15 protein-coding genes are annotated in these 16,350 nt (G+C 71.2%); 12 read left to right on the top strand and 3 right to left on the bottom strand.

Annotated elements, in window-relative coordinates; genetic code table 11:
• The first annotated feature begins 122 nt into the window (after window positions 1-122).
• The 12 genes from ADK41_RS00530 (at window position 123) to ADK41_RS00475 (ending at window position 13,088) form a co-directional block, all read left to right on the top strand.
• The gene (locus ADK41_RS00530) at window positions 123-1,334 is read left to right on the top strand and encodes a methyltransferase (RefSeq protein WP_063756462.1); all 1,212 of its coding nucleotides are present in this window, start codon (window positions 123-125) and stop codon (window positions 1,332-1,334) included.
• A gap of 229 nt (window positions 1,335-1,563) precedes the next feature.
• Complete coding sequence (locus tag ADK41_RS00525; protein WP_037803351.1) at window positions 1,564-1,992, top strand: HIT family protein; 429 nt, start codon at window positions 1,564-1,566, stop codon at window positions 1,990-1,992.
• Window positions 1,989-2,825 carry a class I SAM-dependent methyltransferase gene (locus ADK41_RS00520; protein WP_030819594.1) on the top strand — a complete coding sequence of 279 codons (837 nt, stop codon included), beginning with the start codon at window positions 1,989-1,991 and terminating at the stop codon, window positions 2,823-2,825. The genes ADK41_RS00525 and ADK41_RS00520 overlap by 4 nt, the downstream gene beginning before the upstream one ends.
• A gap of 23 nt (window positions 2,826-2,848) precedes the next feature.
• On the top strand, window positions 2,849-4,201 hold the full coding sequence (locus ADK41_RS00515) for a phosphotransferase (RefSeq protein ID WP_245174589.1): 1,353 nt from the start codon (window positions 2,849-2,851) through the stop codon (window positions 4,199-4,201).
• A gap of 33 nt (window positions 4,202-4,234) precedes the next feature.
• Window positions 4,235-6,610, top strand: coding sequence for a methyltransferase, FxLD system (fxlM, locus tag ADK41_RS00510; protein ID WP_030819597.1), 2,376 nt, complete (start codon window positions 4,235-4,237; stop codon window positions 6,608-6,610).
• Complete coding sequence (locus ADK41_RS00505; protein WP_030819599.1) at window positions 6,607-7,473, top strand: hypothetical protein; 867 nt, start codon at window positions 6,607-6,609, stop codon at window positions 7,471-7,473. Before fxlM ends, ADK41_RS00505 begins: the two co-directional genes overlap by 4 nt.
• 60 nt (window positions 7,474-7,533) lie before the next feature.
• On the top strand, window positions 7,534-8,382 hold the full coding sequence (locus tag ADK41_RS00500; RefSeq protein ID WP_234318557.1) for a glycosyltransferase family 2 protein: 849 nt from the start codon (window positions 7,534-7,536) through the stop codon (window positions 8,380-8,382).
• 43 nt (window positions 8,383-8,425) lie between these two features.
• Window positions 8,426-9,202, top strand: a complete 777-nt coding sequence (locus tag ADK41_RS00495; protein ID WP_030819603.1) for a PIG-L deacetylase family protein — start codon at window positions 8,426-8,428, stop codon at window positions 9,200-9,202.
• Between the two features lie 43 nt (window positions 9,203-9,245).
• Window positions 9,246-10,349, top strand: a complete 1,104-nt coding sequence (locus tag ADK41_RS43825; protein ID WP_030819605.1) for an NUDIX hydrolase — start codon at window positions 9,246-9,248, stop codon at window positions 10,347-10,349.
• A 31-nt stretch (window positions 10,350-10,380) separates the two neighbouring features.
• Entirely contained in the window at window positions 10,381-10,857 is a 477-nt protein-coding gene (locus ADK41_RS00485) for a GFA family protein (RefSeq protein WP_348538581.1), read from the top strand.
• A gap of 95 nt (window positions 10,858-10,952) precedes the next feature.
• Window positions 10,953-11,975 carry a tyrosine-protein phosphatase gene (locus tag ADK41_RS38265; RefSeq protein WP_348538580.1) on the top strand — a complete coding sequence of 341 codons (1,023 nt, stop codon included), beginning with the start codon at window positions 10,953-10,955 and terminating at the stop codon, window positions 11,973-11,975.
• 420 nt (window positions 11,976-12,395) lie between these two features.
• Entirely contained in the window at window positions 12,396-13,088 is a 693-nt protein-coding gene (locus ADK41_RS00475; RefSeq protein ID WP_234318560.1) for a phosphotransferase family protein, read from the top strand.
• Between the two features lie 17 nt (window positions 13,089-13,105).
• On the opposite strand, the gene ADK41_RS00470 is transcribed toward ADK41_RS00475, so the two are convergent.
• The 3 genes from ADK41_RS00470 to ureA are packed head-to-tail and all read right to left on the bottom strand — an operon-like array spanning window position 13,106 to window position 16,342.
• Window positions 13,106-13,930, bottom strand: a complete 825-nt coding sequence (locus ADK41_RS00470) for an isopenicillin N synthase family oxygenase (RefSeq protein ID WP_030819614.1) — start codon at window positions 13,928-13,930, stop codon at window positions 13,106-13,108.
• 31 nt (window positions 13,931-13,961) lie between these two features.
• On the bottom strand, window positions 13,962-15,635 hold the full coding sequence (locus tag ADK41_RS00465) for an urease subunit alpha (protein WP_030819617.1): 1,674 nt from the start codon (window positions 15,633-15,635) through the stop codon (window positions 13,962-13,964).
• Window positions 15,632-16,342: an urease subunit gamma gene (gene ureA, locus ADK41_RS00460; RefSeq protein WP_030819619.1), complete on the bottom strand. Its 711-nt coding sequence runs from the start codon at window positions 16,340-16,342 to the stop codon at window positions 15,632-15,634. The genes ADK41_RS00465 and ureA overlap by 4 nt, the downstream gene beginning before the upstream one ends.
• Between the last annotated feature and the right edge of the window lie 8 nt (window positions 16,343-16,350).

Here is a 16,350-nt window from a genome sequence, read left to right as displayed (position 1 = left end):
GGCCGCGCTGATCACCGGGACGGTCTTCTGCCTCGTGCCGGCTGGGCCGCCGTGGCCTTCTCCGGTCCGCCGCCTGACCAACATGCCCTCTGCTACTTCCACTCCCGCGAAGGGCCCCGTTCATGCCTCTTGACCTCCACGAAGCGACAAGCCGTCGGCGGGCCGGCATGGTCGACCGGCTCGCGGCCGAGGGTGTCCTGACCGACTCGCTGCTGCGTGACGCGCTGCTTCGCCTGCCGCGCGAGGTTCTGCTCCCGCATGCGTACGTCCGAGTCAGCGGCCCGGGCGCGGACCCGATCGACTGGCGCCTCCTCGACGGCTCCCACCCCGACGACCGCCTGGAATGGCTCGACCTGATCCATGGCGACGAGTCGATCCTGCTCCAGCGCGACGGCGAACCCCTCAACGCCCTCCCCCGCGGGCCGGTCACCGGCGGACACATGACGTCCATGTCCACCTACACCCCCGCCACCATCGAAGCCCTCCAAGCCATGGAACTCGACTCCGGGCAGCGGTATCTGGAGCTCGGGCCGGGTCCCGGCGTCTCCCTCGCACTCGCCGCCGCCATCACCGGCCCCGGACTCGCCACCGGCGTGGAGCGGGACGGGCACATGGCGGCCTTCGCCCAGCAAAACCTGGACCGTCTCGGTATCGGTGCGGAGGTGATCGAGGGTGACGCGCTCGATGGGCACGAGGCCCGGGCGCCATACGACCGGATCCACTCCGGCATCGGCGTGCCGTGTGTCCCGGTGCCGTGGGTGGAGCAGCTCGCGCCGGGAGGCCGGCTGCTCACGACGCTCGTGACCCGTACGCCGAGCTGGCCGGGACAGCTCCTCGTCACCCGCACCGCGGCTGGAACGGTCGAGGCGGTCCTGCGGGGCCGGCCGCGCGGGTATCGACCCTTGCTCGGCTACCGGTGGCTCAAGGCCCTGGACCACCGCGCACGCATCAAGGCCGCCCCCGGCACGGCACGGTCCACGCGGCTCACGCCGCCACCGGACGAGGCGTACGGATACTGGCTCGCCGCCGCCTACCTCGCCCCCGGTCTGGTCCGGGACTTCCAGGCCGAGACGATGACCATCGTCGCGCCCGAGAACGACTCCTGGGCCGTGGCCGGCCCTGGCGACGGCACCGTCCGAGTCCATGGGCCGCGTGACGTCTGGGCTGAACTTGAGAACCTCCACGCGCGCTGGGAGCAGGCCGGACGGCCCGAGCAGTACCGGGTCGATCTACGCGACAGCGCCGGGGCCCAGCACGTCACCTCCGGCGTGGGCCCGAAGGCCCTGGCCTGGACGCTTCCTCCTCTCGCCGCCGTGCCCCGGCAGGCGTCATGACCACACCTCCTGGGATCGCCGTCGAACTGTATGCCCCGGACCCCACGGACCAGGCGGGGGTGGCCAACCTGCTCAGGCCCTACCCCCCACCGGCACACCAGCCGCACACGACAAGGAGTTACGGGTGTTCCAGCCACCAAGCCCTCTACATCCCCAAGCCGTCAGCCCCGCCGTGCCGGCCAGCTGGCCCGAGACCTTCCTCCGCCACCGCGCCGGGGACGGATGTCCCATGTGCGCGAACGACTACGCCGCGGACGACATCGGCTGGGGCCTCCTGCTCCGCCGCGGTGAAGCGGCCAACGCCTACCTGTGGCGAAGCGGACGCCTGCGCGGCTACTGCGTGCTCATCCACCGCGGTGCCCCGCACGTGGCCGAGCCCACCGACCTGTCCGAAGCCGACGCCGCCGCCTACTGGCGCGACACCCTCGCACTCGGCAGAGCACTGACGGCCTTCTACGAGCCCGTGAAGCTGAACTTCTCCACCCTCGGGAACGTCGTACCCCATCTGCACAGCCACATCTGCCCTCGGTACGCCGGTGACACCGACCCGGCGCCGGGCGGGCCGCTGCCCTGGGACGTCCTCGACAACGGGCGCCAGGACGAGGCACAGCTGCAGGCCGACGCCGCTGCGCTGCGGACCCTGATGGAGCACGCATGACCACCCCACCGCCCAACGAGCCCAAGGGGCTGTTCACATCGGCGGCGGCGGACTACGCCCGCCACCGTCCCGGCATCCCGCCGGAGGTCGTCTCGCTCCTCGCCGACACGATGCGGGACGCCGACCGGCCGGCCCTCCTCGACCTGGGCTCCGGCACAGGTCAGGTACCTGCCGCCCTGCTCCCGGCCGTTCCCCGGATCGACCGCGTGGACCTGGTCGACCCGGACCAGGACATGCTCCGCCAGGCCGCCGCTGCTCTCGAACCCCTGCTGAGAGGCCGTCCAGCCGGCTTCCACCCGGTGGCGGCCGAGGCCTTCACGCCCCCGTTCGACGACTACCGGGCGGACCTGGTCACCTGCGCACGGTCCTTCCACTGGATGGACCGGTCCGCCGTCCTGAAGATGGCCGACCGTGTCACCGCTCCCGCAGCCACGGTGGCGATCATGGGGGACGGCAGCCTGTGGACCTACCGGGCGGACTGGACGGCCGCGCTCAAGCAGCTCATCCAGTCTTACCTGGGCGAGGAGCGCCGCGCGGGCACCGCCGGCGTGTATGGCGGACCGGGCCGCCGGTACGAGGACAACCTCGCCGCGTCGACGTTCAGCCAGGTCACCGAGCGCCGATTCCCTGTCCGCCGTGTCTGGACGCCGGCTCAGATCCTCGGCTACCTGCGCAGCACAAGCTTCGCCCGCCCGGACCTCTTCGGCGACCGCCACGACCGTTTCGAAGACGAAGCCCTGGAGCTGCTGGAGCGGCACAGCGAGCGCGGCGGCCTCGTCGAGGACGCGGTGTTCACCGTGCTGCTGGCCCGACGTCCGGAAGGCAAGGCGTGAGCGGCGGGCGGCACACCGTGCCGGTGGACGTGCATCTACTCGCCGTCCGTGACGGAGATCAGGGCCCGCAAGTGCTGCTGTCCCGGCGGGCCGGCAACGTGTACGCGGCTGGCTGCTGGCATCTCGTATCCGGGCATTTGGACGGACCGTGGGAGGACATGGCCGCCGCCCTGGTGCGTGAGGCCCGGGAGGAGGCCGGTGTCATCATCGACCGGGCCGATGTCCGGGCGGCTGTCACTGTGCACCACCGGGCCCCTGCCGGCGGCGCCCGGATCGGGGTGTTCTTCGTGGTGGATCGGTGGGAGGGCACCCCGGAGGTCATGGAGCCTCATGTGTGTGACGCCATGGGGTGGTTCTCCTTCGACGCCCTGCCGGAGCCGATGGTGGCGTACTGCCGCGCCGGGTTGGACGCCTATCGGGCCGGCGCGCGGATGGCCGTGCACTTCCAGGAGCCCGGCGACCCGATCGCCTACGACCGGTCCGTCGACCGGCTGGTCCTCCTCCCTGGACCCGCCGCGCGCGGCGCGGTCCCGGACCGGGCGGTGCGCGCGTTCGCCGCGCAGGCGGTCGGCCGGATCACCGCGTGGACGGACGTGTCCTGGGCGCGGGAGGAGAGCCGCGTATGGCGGGCGCGCGGCGCCGAGGGCGGCGAGTGGTACGTCAAGCTCCACCAGAACGACCGGTTCCACCGTCGTGAAGTGGATGCCCTTCGCAGCTGGGTTGCCGGCCTCGGGGCGGCCGCACCCCGGCTGGTGGCCGCCGACCTCACACTGCGGGCTGTCGTGCTCACCGCGGTGGGTGGCCAAACCCTGCACGGTGTCCTCCACCCGCCGGAGCAGCAGCGCCTGATCTTCCACCGCATCGGGCAACTCGCGGCGGCCATCCACCACAGCGCCCCGCCCCGGTCGGCCGCCGATGGTCTGCCGCTGGGGAAGCTGGAGCGCCACCTCGCGGGCGCCCTGCCCCACCTCGCTCCCGGGGACGAGAAGTTCGTCCGCGCCACCGCCGAGAAGGCCGTCGGCCTGGCCCCCTTGGAGGCGGTGCCCACGCATGGTGACTTCCAGCTCCGCAACCTGCGCTGGGACGAGACCACCGGTGCTCTCTACGTGATCGACTTCGAGCGGTCGGAAGATGGCCCGGCCGTGCGGGACTTCGTACGGCTCTGCGACGCCTGGCACGGCCGGCCCGACCTCTTCCAGGCCGTGATGGACGGCTACGGCCGCAGCTTCACCCCGGCCGAAGAGGCTCACCTCACGATCCTGTCCGTCCTGGATTCCGTCTCTGGCATCTCCTACGGCACAGCTCACGACGATCCCGAGCTCGTCGAGCGCGGCCGGCGCACGCTGGCCCGGCTCCGCGCCGCCCAACGCCCCTGAACACCGCCACGCCTACGTACGAGGAGCAGCACGTTGACGTACACCACCCGCGACAAGTGGGAGAAGCACTTCAGCGACGGCAAGAACTTCCGGCAGGTCGGTGAGCGTGAGCGGGAGCTCCTCGCCGAGCACACCTCCGCCCCGGACGGCGGCGGCCGGGCGCTCGACGTGGGCTGCGGCACCGGCGAACTGGCCGCCTACCTCGCCTCCCTCGGCTACACCGTGGACGCGTGCGACTTCACCGACAGCGCCCTCGCCCGGGCCCGCGAGGAGCACGCCGACGTCGAGGGCGTGCGGTGGCTGCACCTGGACATCGAGCGCGACGACCCCGCCCCGCTGCATGAAGAGGGGTACGACCTGATCACGCTCCGCCTGATGTACCCGTTCGTGCAGGACAGGGGGCGCGTCCTTCACGGGCTGGGTGAGCGGCTGAGGGACGGCGGCGCTCTCGTCGTCGTCACCCCGGTGGCGGCGACCACGCCCGAGGAGCGGCGCGGCATCGCCTTGGACGAGGACGAGATCGCCGTGCTTGCCGCCGGCTGGGAGACGGTGGAGCGGCTGGACGCGGACGGCCTGGCCTTCCTGGTCCTGCGCGGCCCTAGCCATGCCGACACCAGGGCCGTCGAGAAGCGGCCGACCACCGCCCATGCCCTGACCGGCGCGCTCGCGGTCGTCACCGACGACGCCGGCCGGGTCCTGCTCGGCCGATCCCGCCGCGGCATGCTCGAACTGCCTGGTGGCAAGACCTGTGGCCCGGAGGGCTTCGCGGCCGCGGCGGTCCGCGAGCTCGCCGAGGAGACGGGCCTGGCCGCCGACCCGGCGGATGCGTACGTGGTAACGATGCTGGTCGACGACAGCCACGGCATCCCGCGGCTCACAGCCGTCGTCCGCATCACCGCGTGGACGGGAACCCTCACCAACACGGAGGCGGACAAGTTCGACCGCTGGGAGTTCTTCGACCTGCACTCTCTCGCCTGTGTCGGCGACGTCTTCGTCCCGGCCGCACTCGCGATCGACAGCGTATGGCCCGGCGTCATCCCAGACCTGCCTCCCGTGGTGTCCTACCCGCTCGCCGCCGATCGGCCGCCCGTGCCGGGCGAGCCGGCTGAGGCCGCCCGGCTGCGGCAGGCGATGGCCCAGACGGTGATCAACGGCGGCTGGGTCCCGACCGAGCCCGTCCGCGACGCGCTGCGGACCGTGCCGCGCCATCGTTTCGCCCCGGAAGTGAACCTGGCGGCCGCGTACTACGGCGGCGACCGGGCCGTCACCACCCGCCGCGACAAGACCGGGACGGCCATCAGCTCGGTGTCCGCGGCCTGGCTCCAGGCCGACATGCTCGAGAGCCTGCGTCTTCGGGCGGGTGCGATCGTGTTCGAGGCGGGATCCGGTGGCTACAACGCCGAGCTGATCGCCCACGCCGCCGGGCCCGACGGTCGCGTAGTGAGCGTCGACATCGACCCGTGGGTCGTACGCCGCACCCGCGCCTTCCTCACAGAGGCCGGCAGCGGACGCGTCACCGCCGTCGAAGCCGACGCCGCACTCGGCGCGCCCGCCCACCTCGTACCGCGCGGCGGCTTCGACGGCAGCGTGATCACTTACAACTGCTGGGACATCAGTCCGCCGTGGCGCGATCAACTGGCCGAGGGCGGGCGCCTGGTCATGCCTCTGGAGATGGGCGGCTACACCCGGGCGATCGAGTTCGAGCGGCGCGGCAAGGTGCTGCACGCCCGCCGCTTCACCTACTGCAGCTTTGTCCGCGACCAGGGTCAGCAGGCCCGCCCGGTCCCAGTCGTCCCCCTGCTCGATGGAGCGCTGGCCCTGCGCTTCGACGACGGCCCCGCCGTCGGCACTCATGGCCTGGAGGAGGCGCTGCGCGGGCGGCGGCACGAGGTCGCGACCGGCGTGACCATGAGGGCTGCGAACTCCTACTTCGGCTCCCTTCAGCTGTTGGCGGCCACCACCTTGTCGGGCTTCTGCCGGCTGGCCGTCCACCAGGAGTCCGCCGAGGCGGTGACCGGCATCGCAAAGGACCGTGACGCCCCCGCCATCCTGGGCGAGGCCTCGCTGGCCTACCTGATTCACGTCCAGACCAAGGACAGCGATCGCAGGGAAGACAAGGAGTGGGAGTGGTTTGCGTACGCCTTCGGGGAGCAGGGGCCCGAGCTCGCCGAGCGGCTGGTGGCCACGGTTCATGCCTGGGACCGGCACATCCGCGCCGAGGCCAACGACGAGCACGTCGATCCTGTCCTGTCGGTTTACCCGGCCGGCACGTCCGACGATGCGCTGCCTGCCGGTGACGTCCTGGACAAGGTGAACTGCCGGATGGTGTTCCGGTGGCCGGGGCGTGACGTGGTGCTGCCCGGGCCCGTTGAGCGTCCGGTGGCCGACGCCGTGGCGGAGGGGGTGTGACGGTGAAACAGGCCGTGCAGCAGGCAGTGTTCGTCGCCCCGGCGGAGCGCGACGAGCTCGAGCGGATGCGTCGTGCGCACGCGGCCGCCGCGGAGCAGTTCCGGGTGTCCGCATCGGGGCCGGAGGTGTGGGGGTGGCAGGGCCGCACCCTGGGGCGGAGGGCCGGGGATTGCTGGCTGCGCATCGTCTCCGCCGAGGCCGGCAAGGCGGGCGGGCGGCTGTGGGAGGGGACGGCGACCGCGGACACGCACGTACCCCGGTCGGTGCCGCGGCCACGGCTTCGCGGCGTTCTCGACTGGACTTCCCAGGACGTCGCCTACCGGGCGGAGCTCACCGAGTACATCTCCACCCCGCCGGTCACCAGCGGCACTCCCGTCCTCGACCAGGACATCGCTCTGCCCGACTCGTGGTGGGCGGAGCTGAAGTCCGCACTCGGGACGCTCGCGACGGTGCCCACCAACCGGGAATCGGTACGGCAGAACTGGGTCGACCGGAACTTTCGCCGCTTCCTCGGCATTGCCCCCATCCGGATCCGGGAGACGACGACCGGGCACGCCGATCTGCACTGGGCGAACCTCACTGGCGCGCCCCTGATCCTGCTGGACTGGGAGAACTGGGGCCGGCTGCCCGTGGGCTACGACCTGGGGCTGCTGCACGCGTATTCGCTGGCCGCGCCGGCGACCGCCGCCCGGATCCGGCGCGAGTTCGGCCACGTCTTGGACACGGACGCAGGCCGGACCGGGGAGCTTATCGCCCTCGGGCAGCTCCTCCAGGCGTGCTCCCGGGGCGTCCACCCTCACCTCACCCCGCTCGTCGCCCGCCAGGCCGAGCACCTCACCAACATCCCCGTCCCCACGCCCTGACCAGCCCGACGGCCGGAGAAACCCATGCCCCGCCCACGCGTCGACGTCGTCGTTCTGACCATGAACGATCGCCCTGCCGAGGAAGCAGCCGCGCAAGCAACCCTCCTTGCCCAGAGCGGCGTCGACGTGCGGGTGGTGGTCGTCGGCAACGGCTGCAAGCCCGAGGTCGTACCAGCCGGTGCGCTCACCGTGTGCCTGCCCGAGAACATCGGCATCCCCGGCGGTCGCAACGCAGGCGCCGCCGCGCTGCGCGACGCGGGCGATCCGGCCGACTGGCTGTACTTCCTCGACAACGACGCAACCTTCCCCCGCCCCGATGTCCTTGCCCGGCTCGTCGCCGAGGCCGAGCGGCATCCAGAAGCCGCCTGGGTGCAGCCCCGGCTGACCGGCCCGGACGATTCGACCACACCGCGCCGCTGGGTCCCCCGGCTGCGCGCCTCGAATCCGGGACGGCCGGGGAAGGTCGCCTCGATGACCGAAGGTGTCGTCCTGATCCGGCGCGCCGCCTTCGACGCAGCAGGCGGGTGGGAATCACAACTCTTCCTGTATCACGAGGGGTTCGACCTGGCCTGGCGGCTGTACGAGGCGGGCTGGTGCGGCTGGTACGCGGCGTCGATCCGCATGCACCACCCCCTCACCGAACCCGCCCGCCACGCGCTGTACCACCGGCTCGCCGCCCGCAACCGGATCTGGACCGCCCACCGCAACCTCCCCGCCCCGCTCCTCCCCCTCTACCTGAGTGCCTGGACTGCGATCACCCTGGCCCGGGCCGTGCGCGGCGGCGGACTGGACCAGACGCTGCGCGGCATGCGCGAAGGATGGACTACCCGGCGTACGCAGCGGCGGCATCCGATGAGCTGGCGCACCGTCTACCGGCTCACCGCCGCCGGACGGCCGCCGATCATCTGACCCCTCTGCCCCCGTCAGCCCACTTCGAGGAGTCCTCTTCGCCATGAACAAGCCGCCGTTGCCGTCGCTGATGGGGGTATTCGCGCACCCCGACGACGAGAGTCTGCTGGCCGGCGGTGTGCTCGCACAGCACCAGGCCGCCGGCGCCCGCACCTGCGTCGTCACCGCCACCTGGGCCCCAACAAGCCACCGAGCCCCCGAACTCGCCCACGCCCTGAACGTCTTGGGCACCGAAGCCCCGCGCCTGCTCGGCTACGCCGACGCCCGCACCCCCGCCTCGGCACCCGAAGGCGCCGTACGCCTCGTCGACGCACCCCTCGACGAAGCCGTCGGCCGCTTGGTTACACACATCCGCGAGGTCCGGCCCGACATCATCGTCGGCCACGACGCCCTGGGCCAACTCACCGGGCACCCGGACCACCGGCGCGCCCACCAGATCACCCTCCTCGCCGTCGAGGCCGCCGGCCTGCCGCACCTGTATCCCCACGCCGGCGAGCCCTGGCAGCCGGCAGCCCTGTACGCGGCCACGCACCCGCAATCCGGCGTCGGCCGGCTCGGCCCGCTCCTGCAGAGCGTCGGGAAGACGCTCCTCGCGGTGCCGGAGGCGTACGTGACCACGACCGTCGACGTCTCCCCGTGGGCCGCGGCGAAGATGGAGGCGATCCTCGCGCACCGCAGCGAAGCCGCCCGCGAGCGGCCCCTGCCCGGCCTGCTCGCGCGCCTGCCCGAAGCAGAACGCGACGAGATCATCCGCACCGAGTCCTTCACCCGGCTCACCCCCGGCCCCGCGCCGGGTGACCCTCACCGGCTCATCGCCTGACCGACCGCCGTCCACGCGGTCCCCCCGCACGATCGGAGACGAGATGACCGTCACGCCCTCCCCTGACACGCCGCCCAGCACGACGATGACCGACGAGGAGTACGGCGCCTTACGCGCCGCGGCCGCCCTATGGGTGGGAACGTCCGTGCTGATCACAGACGAACGCGGCCGCATCCTGGTGCAGCACGTCGACTACCGCACGACCTGCCTCCTGCCGGGCGGCGGCGTCGACGAGAACGAGCCCCCCGCGCAGGGCGCCGGGCGGGAAGTGCGCGAGGAACTCGGCGTCACTACGACCGTCGACCGAGGGCTCGCGGTGGACTGGGTCAGCGCCGACAGCCTCGACGCGCCTGCCAGCATGCGCTTTCCCGGCGAGATCCTGCACGTCTACGACGGCGGGACCTGGGACAATGAGCAGATCGCCGCCATCCGGCTGCCCGACCGAGAGATCACGTCCATCGAGTTCGTCGAACCCGCCCGGCTACCGGACCTGATGGCCCCCGGCGACGCCCGCCGGGCCCTGTCCGCCCTGCGCGCCCGCATCAACGCCGCCGGGCCCTCCCTGCTGGAGAACGGCCTCCCGATCGCCCCCACCGTCCTGGACCGGGCCGGCGCCCTTCGCACCGCCCGCGCCCGGCACCACCTGCCCTTCTACATCGGCCCCGCCCCGGAGCAGCTCTCGGTGGTCCAGGTCTGGGGCTGGCTCCTCGGACCCGACGGCCGCGTCCTGGTGCTTCTGGAACCGGACACCGGCGCGGCCCTTCTGCCGGGCGGCGCCCCCGAACTCCCGGACCGCGGCGAACCTCTCGCCACACTGCGCCGGGAGGTACGCGAGGAAGCCGCAGCCGAGTTCGGCGCCTCCCTACTCCTCGGCCACCTCTGCGACCCCGACAAGCCGTACGCCCGCCTCCGCTACGCCGCGCCCCTCACCCGCCTCGGCCCGCCCTCCGTCGACCCGGCCACCGGACGCACCCACATCCGGGTCCTAGCCACACCCGAGCAAGCCTCGGAGCTCTTCGACTGGGGACTCCCGGCAGCCGACCAGCTCGCCGCCGTCCACCAGGCCCGAGCGCGGCTCGGGATCCCCCGTGCCGCGCGGCAGCCCCTCACCGAACTGCCGGACGCCACCGACCTCACCACCTCGTAGACCCCCGGCCCATCTCGAAGCAAGGACTCGTATGAACAACACATCACCTGCCTTGGGCACGCCCCCTGTGGCCGCTCGATCCCTGCCGGTCACGAGAGCCGCAATGGATGCTCCACCGCCGGTTCGAACGGGACACTGCCAGTGCGGCCGGATCTCCTACCAGGTCACCGGCGTCCCAGATGATCCGCATTTGTGTTCATGTGTCCATGAGACGCGGATCTCCGGCGGGCCCGCGGTGCTGTGGGTGGGCTTCCCTCTGGACTCTCTGATCTGGACCGGCCCCGGGGGTGAGCCTAAGTGGTATGCGACCTACCCGACCCTACGACGAGGCTTCTGCCCCGACTGTGGATCGCAGCTCGTGTCCATCGCCGATGACTCCGACATGGTCATGGTCACCGGGTTCAGCCTTGCCGACCAGAACGGCATCGAACCACTGGGCCACTCCTTCCGTGAGCACGCCGTGCCGTGGATGCACATCACCCTCGCCCCTGCCCCGGCACCCGACTGAGACGGGGTTGCGGCACCTGGAACTGAGCCAGCTGACAGTCTTGAAGAGCCGTGTCGAGAGCGAACCTCTCGAACACCATCGGTCGGATTGTCCTGATGGCCGAGTCGCGAGTGGCGGCTGTTCCCGTCGCCGGCTGCGGCAAACCGCTGGCCGACTACACGCCGAAGCGAGCCGCCCGGCCAATCATCAGAGATCACGTACACCAGGCGCTGACTGTGCCGATCAGCCGACCGCATCCAACCCTCATCCGGGACGCGGACGACGTCTTTCAGCCACAGCAAGTAATTGAGTTATTTTCCTGCAATAGAGGAACGAAAAGGCCGCGTGGGCCCTACTCTTTTCCCATGGCAAAGCCTGACAGTGGAACAAGGTCGGCCAGTCACCTCCGTACGGCACGGAACCACCTGCCGGACGTACCGAACGTGCGCAACTTCCGGGATGCATGCATTTCCCCTATGCGTTCTGGAATTCTCTACCGATCCGGTTCTCTGAACCGGCTGACCGACGTTGGGGCCGGGCGCCTAAGAGAACTGGGCGTTCGCACGGTGATCGACTTGCGCAGCGGTGTCGAAAGCGACGTCTGGCCCGGGCAGACGCACGGGCTCGACATCGAATGGGTTCCGATTCCGGCGTTGCCTGATTTGGATGCCCTGAAGGCGATGGGCTTCACCGACTTCACGGGCTTCGACGGCAAGCCGTGGCCCGTGGACCCGGCCGCCCTGTACCCCTTCATGGCCACCTACGGGGCTGCGGCGATCGCGGCGCTGGTCAAGCGGCTGGCCGAGCCGACCGCGCTGCCGGCGGTCGTGCAGTGCGCCGTGGGCAAGGACCGCACAGGTTTCGCGGTGGCCGTGGTCCAGTCGCTACTGGGGGCCCCGTGGGACCAGGTCGTCGGGGACTATGTGCGGTCCAACGTCGAGCTGGAGCTGACGGCTGGACCGACGTCCTTCCTGGACGAGGCGGGGGTCACCCGCTACTCGCACCCGGTCAGCGAGGCCCTGCTGGCCTCGGCGATGGACACGATTCTGACCGGGTTCGGCTCCATCCCCGCCTACCTGGCACCCCACGGGATCACGGAGGCCGACCTGGACGCCCTCCGCTCCAACCTGCTCGCCTAACCAGGCCCGCGCGGCTGCGCCCGCGATCCACCGGATCGCGGGCGCAGCCGCGCGTCGACGCCTCGTCATCCGTTCGGGTGACGTTCGCTACGCGGCCCACGGCGTGAACGCCGTCTCGCCCACATCCGCTCTGAGCATCGCCGCAGGCCACACTGGTGCGCTTTGATCAATTGCGACGCCGGATGCATTGAATTCGATCTTGAGAATGCCGGACTCTACACGCGACAAGGCGAGTTGGGCACCCCGGGACCGTTGCGCAGCGTGGCTCGTATAACATCGCTTGGGTCGCAAGGCGAGCCCTGGTGTCCTAGCGTAGATATGTGCTGCTTGTAGACCCATGGGCCGATTCGGGATCTAGGTATGGGAGCGGCTTAAATGACTGATGCGCCTGGTGGTGCGGTCCCGCTTTCCGGCGGAAGGATGACCGACGGCGTCGTTAAGGTCGATGATTCCGTGCGCAGGCCGGTATCGGATTCCTCGGAATTCGTCGCCACCCTTCTGAAGGTTTTCGAACAGCAAGGATTCGACGGCGCTCCGAAATATCTCGGACAGGCCGACGGGATGGACATTCTGAGTTTTCTCCCCGGTGAGGTTCCGGCGCGTTTCCAGGTGTGGGAGGACGGTCAGGTGGCGGCGGCCGGAGCGCTGCTGAGGGCCATGCACGACGCCACTCGTGGTAGCGAGCTGGCCGGCCGCTCGCCCGTGGTGTGTCATCACGATGCCGCCCCGAACAATGCCGTTTTCGTCGATGGGCTGCCCACCGCGTGGATCGATTTCGACACCGCGGCGCCCGGCTCACCCCTGGAAGACCTCGGCTATGCCGCGTGGACGTGGTGCATCGCGTCCAAGTGCACCGTCCCGGTGGAGCGGCAGGCGGAGCAGGTGAAGATCCTCGCCGACGCCTACGGCCTCCAGGGCCCGGAACGCGGTGCGGTGGTCGACGCCATCCTCGAGCGGCAGGCGCGCAACGCCCGGTTCTGGGCGGAGCTGATGGCCTCTCCCGACACCGCGCCCGCCGAGCCCGAAGTGCTGGCCTCCCGGATCGAGTGGAGCCGCCGCGAGTTCGCTTTCACCGCATCGAACCGGTCGGTGTTCGAGGACGCCCTGGCCTGAGCCGGCCCTGTCGCGCTTCAGACGGTGGGCGGGGCCAGGACCGGTGCCGGGGGCAGCCCGAACATCGAGCCGCTGGTCCGTGCCAGTGCCGCGACGTCCACGGCTTCGCCCCCTGCCGTGGCGTAGGGGGCGATGTTCCGGTCCAGCCTGGGGTTGACCAGGAAGAGTGTGGTGATGCGCCGCTGCAGCTGGTGGTTGCGGACCTGGTGGTAGAGCGGCGGGATGTGGCCGGCGGTCATCGCGGTGAGCACGCTGCCGGGCATGACGAGCAGGCGGCCGTCTCCGACGGTCGCCTGCTTCATCTCTCCGTCGGTCTCGATCTCCAGTCCGGGGCCGTCGGAGGTGGCGAGGGTGAACAGGTGGCCGTCCTCGTGGCGGTCCTGAAGGAGGTCTCGCTCGGGTTCGCGGAGGTACCAGTTGATCTCCAGGTAGGACGAGGTGCGGAATTGCAGGTCGTCGTGGTAGCCGTAGTGGGCCGCCAGGCCGGCCAGCACCTGGTCGGCAGCGTGGGCGGCGACCCGCCAGTACCTGGCCATGGCCTTGAGGAACGGTGCGACGGTGTCGGCCTCGTGCCCGGGGACCTTGGCCGGGTCGTTCGCCCAGTAGGTGAACGAGCTGTTCATGTCGGGCCGTTCGGGGCTGACGGAGTACTGGCGCCCGTAGGGCCGGTAGCCGAAGTTGAAGTCGCTGCTGCCGTGCCGGAGCTTGGTCTCCTCGTCCTGGGTGAAGAACCGCGCTGCGTGGGTGCGCAGGTCCGCGAGGACCTCGGCGTCTTCGGCGGGCAGGGGGATCGTCGCGTGGCTGCGGTCGAGGAGGTCGCGGGCTGGGCTGGTGAGGGACATGCGGGCGCTCCTGGGATGTCTCGGGCCTGGGTTACAGGAAGTAGAGCTGGCTGAGGGCGGTGGCCTGGGCGGGCGGGGAGTTGATGGGATTGCCGTCGAGGGTGACCCGTCCGGTGTCCGGGTGGACGCGGACGTCACTGAGTCGGTCGTTGCGGTTCATGTCGGCCAGGCCGATCGTGCGGGTGTCGCGGACGGCGACCCGGCGGCGCTGGGTCGGCAGGGTGTCGGTGCCGCTGTCGTGCGCGGACCGGCTGACGAAGGCGACAGACAGGTCGGCTGCGGTCGCGCCGTACGCGCCGACCTGCGGCCCGAGGACGAGGGGCTGGCTCGTCTCGGTGGAGGCGTTGGGGTCGCCGGTGGCGCCCCAGGCGGGGTAGCCGGCCTTGAGGACGAGTTGCGGCTTGGCACCGAAGTAGGCGGGGTTCCACAGCACGATGTCCGCGAGGCGGCCGGGGGTGAGCGCGCCGACCTCGTGGGCCATGCCGTGGGCGATGGCCGGGTTGATGGTGAGCTTGGCGATGTAGCGCAGGACGCGTTCGTTGTCGTCGCCGCGCGGTTCGGGGTCTAGGGCGCGCATCTTGGCGGCGATGGCGAAGGTGCGGCGGACGGTCTCTCCGATGCGGCCCATGGCCTGGGAGTCGGAGGAGGTGATGGGGATGACCCCGAGGTCATGGAGGACGTCCTCGGCGCCGAGCGTGCTGGTGCGGATCCGGTCGTGGGCCATCCGCCGGCAGTCGGGGTCGTCCGGGTCGAGCCGGTGGACGGTGGCGATCATGTTCAGGTGCTCGGCGGCGGTGTCGCGGGTGTAGGGCAGGCTCGGGTTGGTGGAGGACCCGATGATGTTCGCCAGGCCGGCCAGATGCAGGACGTTCGGGGCGTGGCCGCCGCCGCAGCCCTCGACGTGGAAGGCGTGCAGGGTGCGGCCGCCGATGACCGCGAGGGTGTCCTGGACGAACATGGCCTCGTTGAGGGTGTCGCTGTGCAGCGCGACCTGGACGTCGTGGTCGTCGGCGACGGTCAGGGCGGTGTCCAGGGCGCGGGCGTGGGCGCCCATGTCCTCGTGGACTTTGAACCCGGAGGCGCCGCCCTGCTCCAGGGCGCGTAGCAGCGGGTCCGGGTGGGAGGAGGAGCCGCGGGCCAGCAGGGCGATGTTGACGGGGAAGGCGTCGAAGGCGCGCAGGGCGTGGCGCAGTTCGGCGGGGCTGGTGATGCCGCAGCCCCAGGTCGGGCCGAAGTTCTGGGAGACGATTGTGGTGACCCCGGAGGCGAGGGCGGCGCGCATGATGCCTGGGGAGCAGAGGTGGACGTGGGTGTCGACGATGCCGGGGGTGGCGATGAGGCCTTCGCCGGGGATGACGGTGGTGCCGGTGCCCGCGAGGACGTCGACGCCCTCCAGGGTGTCGGGGTTGCCGGCGCGGCCGACGGCGGCGATGCGTCCGTCCTTGATGCCGATCGAGGCCTTGCGGATGCCGAGGACGGGGTCGACGAGCAGGACGTTGCTGACGATCAGATCGCAGGTCCGGTCGGTGAGGCGGGCCTGGTAGTGGATGCCGTCGCGGCCGGTCTTGGCGTAGCCGGTCAGGAACTCGTCGCCCGAGCGTTGGGCGTCGGCTTCGACGCGCAGGGTCAGGCCGGTGTCGGCCAGGTGGACGCGGTCGCCGGTGGTGGGGCCGTGCTGCTGCGCGTAGGTGAGGTGGCTGCTCACAGGTCGCCTTCCTGGTCGGTGGTGGGGCCGGTGTCGAGGTAGCCGGCGACGTGGGCGCGGGTGAGCGCGGTCTCGCGGGCGCCGGGGGCGTCCAGCGGGCCGTCCACCAGACCGGCGAAGCCGATGACGATTCGGGCGCCGCCGATCGGGGTCAGCGCGACCTGCTGGGTGGTGCCGGGTTCGAAGCGGGTGCTGGTGCCGACGGGCAGGGCGAGGTGGCGGCCGTAGGCGGCGCGGCGGTCGAAGGCCAGGGCGCGGTTGGCCTCGAAGAAGTGGAAGTGCGAGGTGACGGTGACCGGCACCCCTGCGGTGTTGGTGACCTCGATCCGCATGATGTCGGCCAGCTCGGGCGGCGGATGGTCGGCGGGAAGGACGGCGCCGGGGGCATGGGCCGGGTTGGCGGGCGGCCCGAGGGGGTGGGTGATGACGATGAGCTTGGAGCCGTCGGGGAAGACGGCCTCGACCTGGATCTCGGTGAGGATGCCCGGCACCTCGGGCAGCACGTCCGCGGCGGTGAGGGCCGCGCGCCCGGCGGCGACCGCGTCCTCGAGCCGGCCGCCGTCCCGGGCGGCCTCGCACGCGGCGTGGGCGATGAGCGCGGTCGCCTCGGGCACGTTGAGCTTCACGCCACGCTGGTGGCGCTCGCGGGCCAGCAGGGTGGCCGTGTACAGCAGCAGCCGGCCCTGCTCGGCGGGGGTCAGGTGCACGACGTCTC

This window comes from Streptomyces caelestis (assembly GCF_001279005.1).
Taxonomy (GTDB): domain Bacteria; phylum Actinomycetota; class Actinomycetes; order Streptomycetales; family Streptomycetaceae; genus Streptomyces; species Streptomyces heliomycini.
Note: the sequence above shows the minus strand (reverse complement) of the source record. Positions and strands in the feature narration are given on the sequence as shown.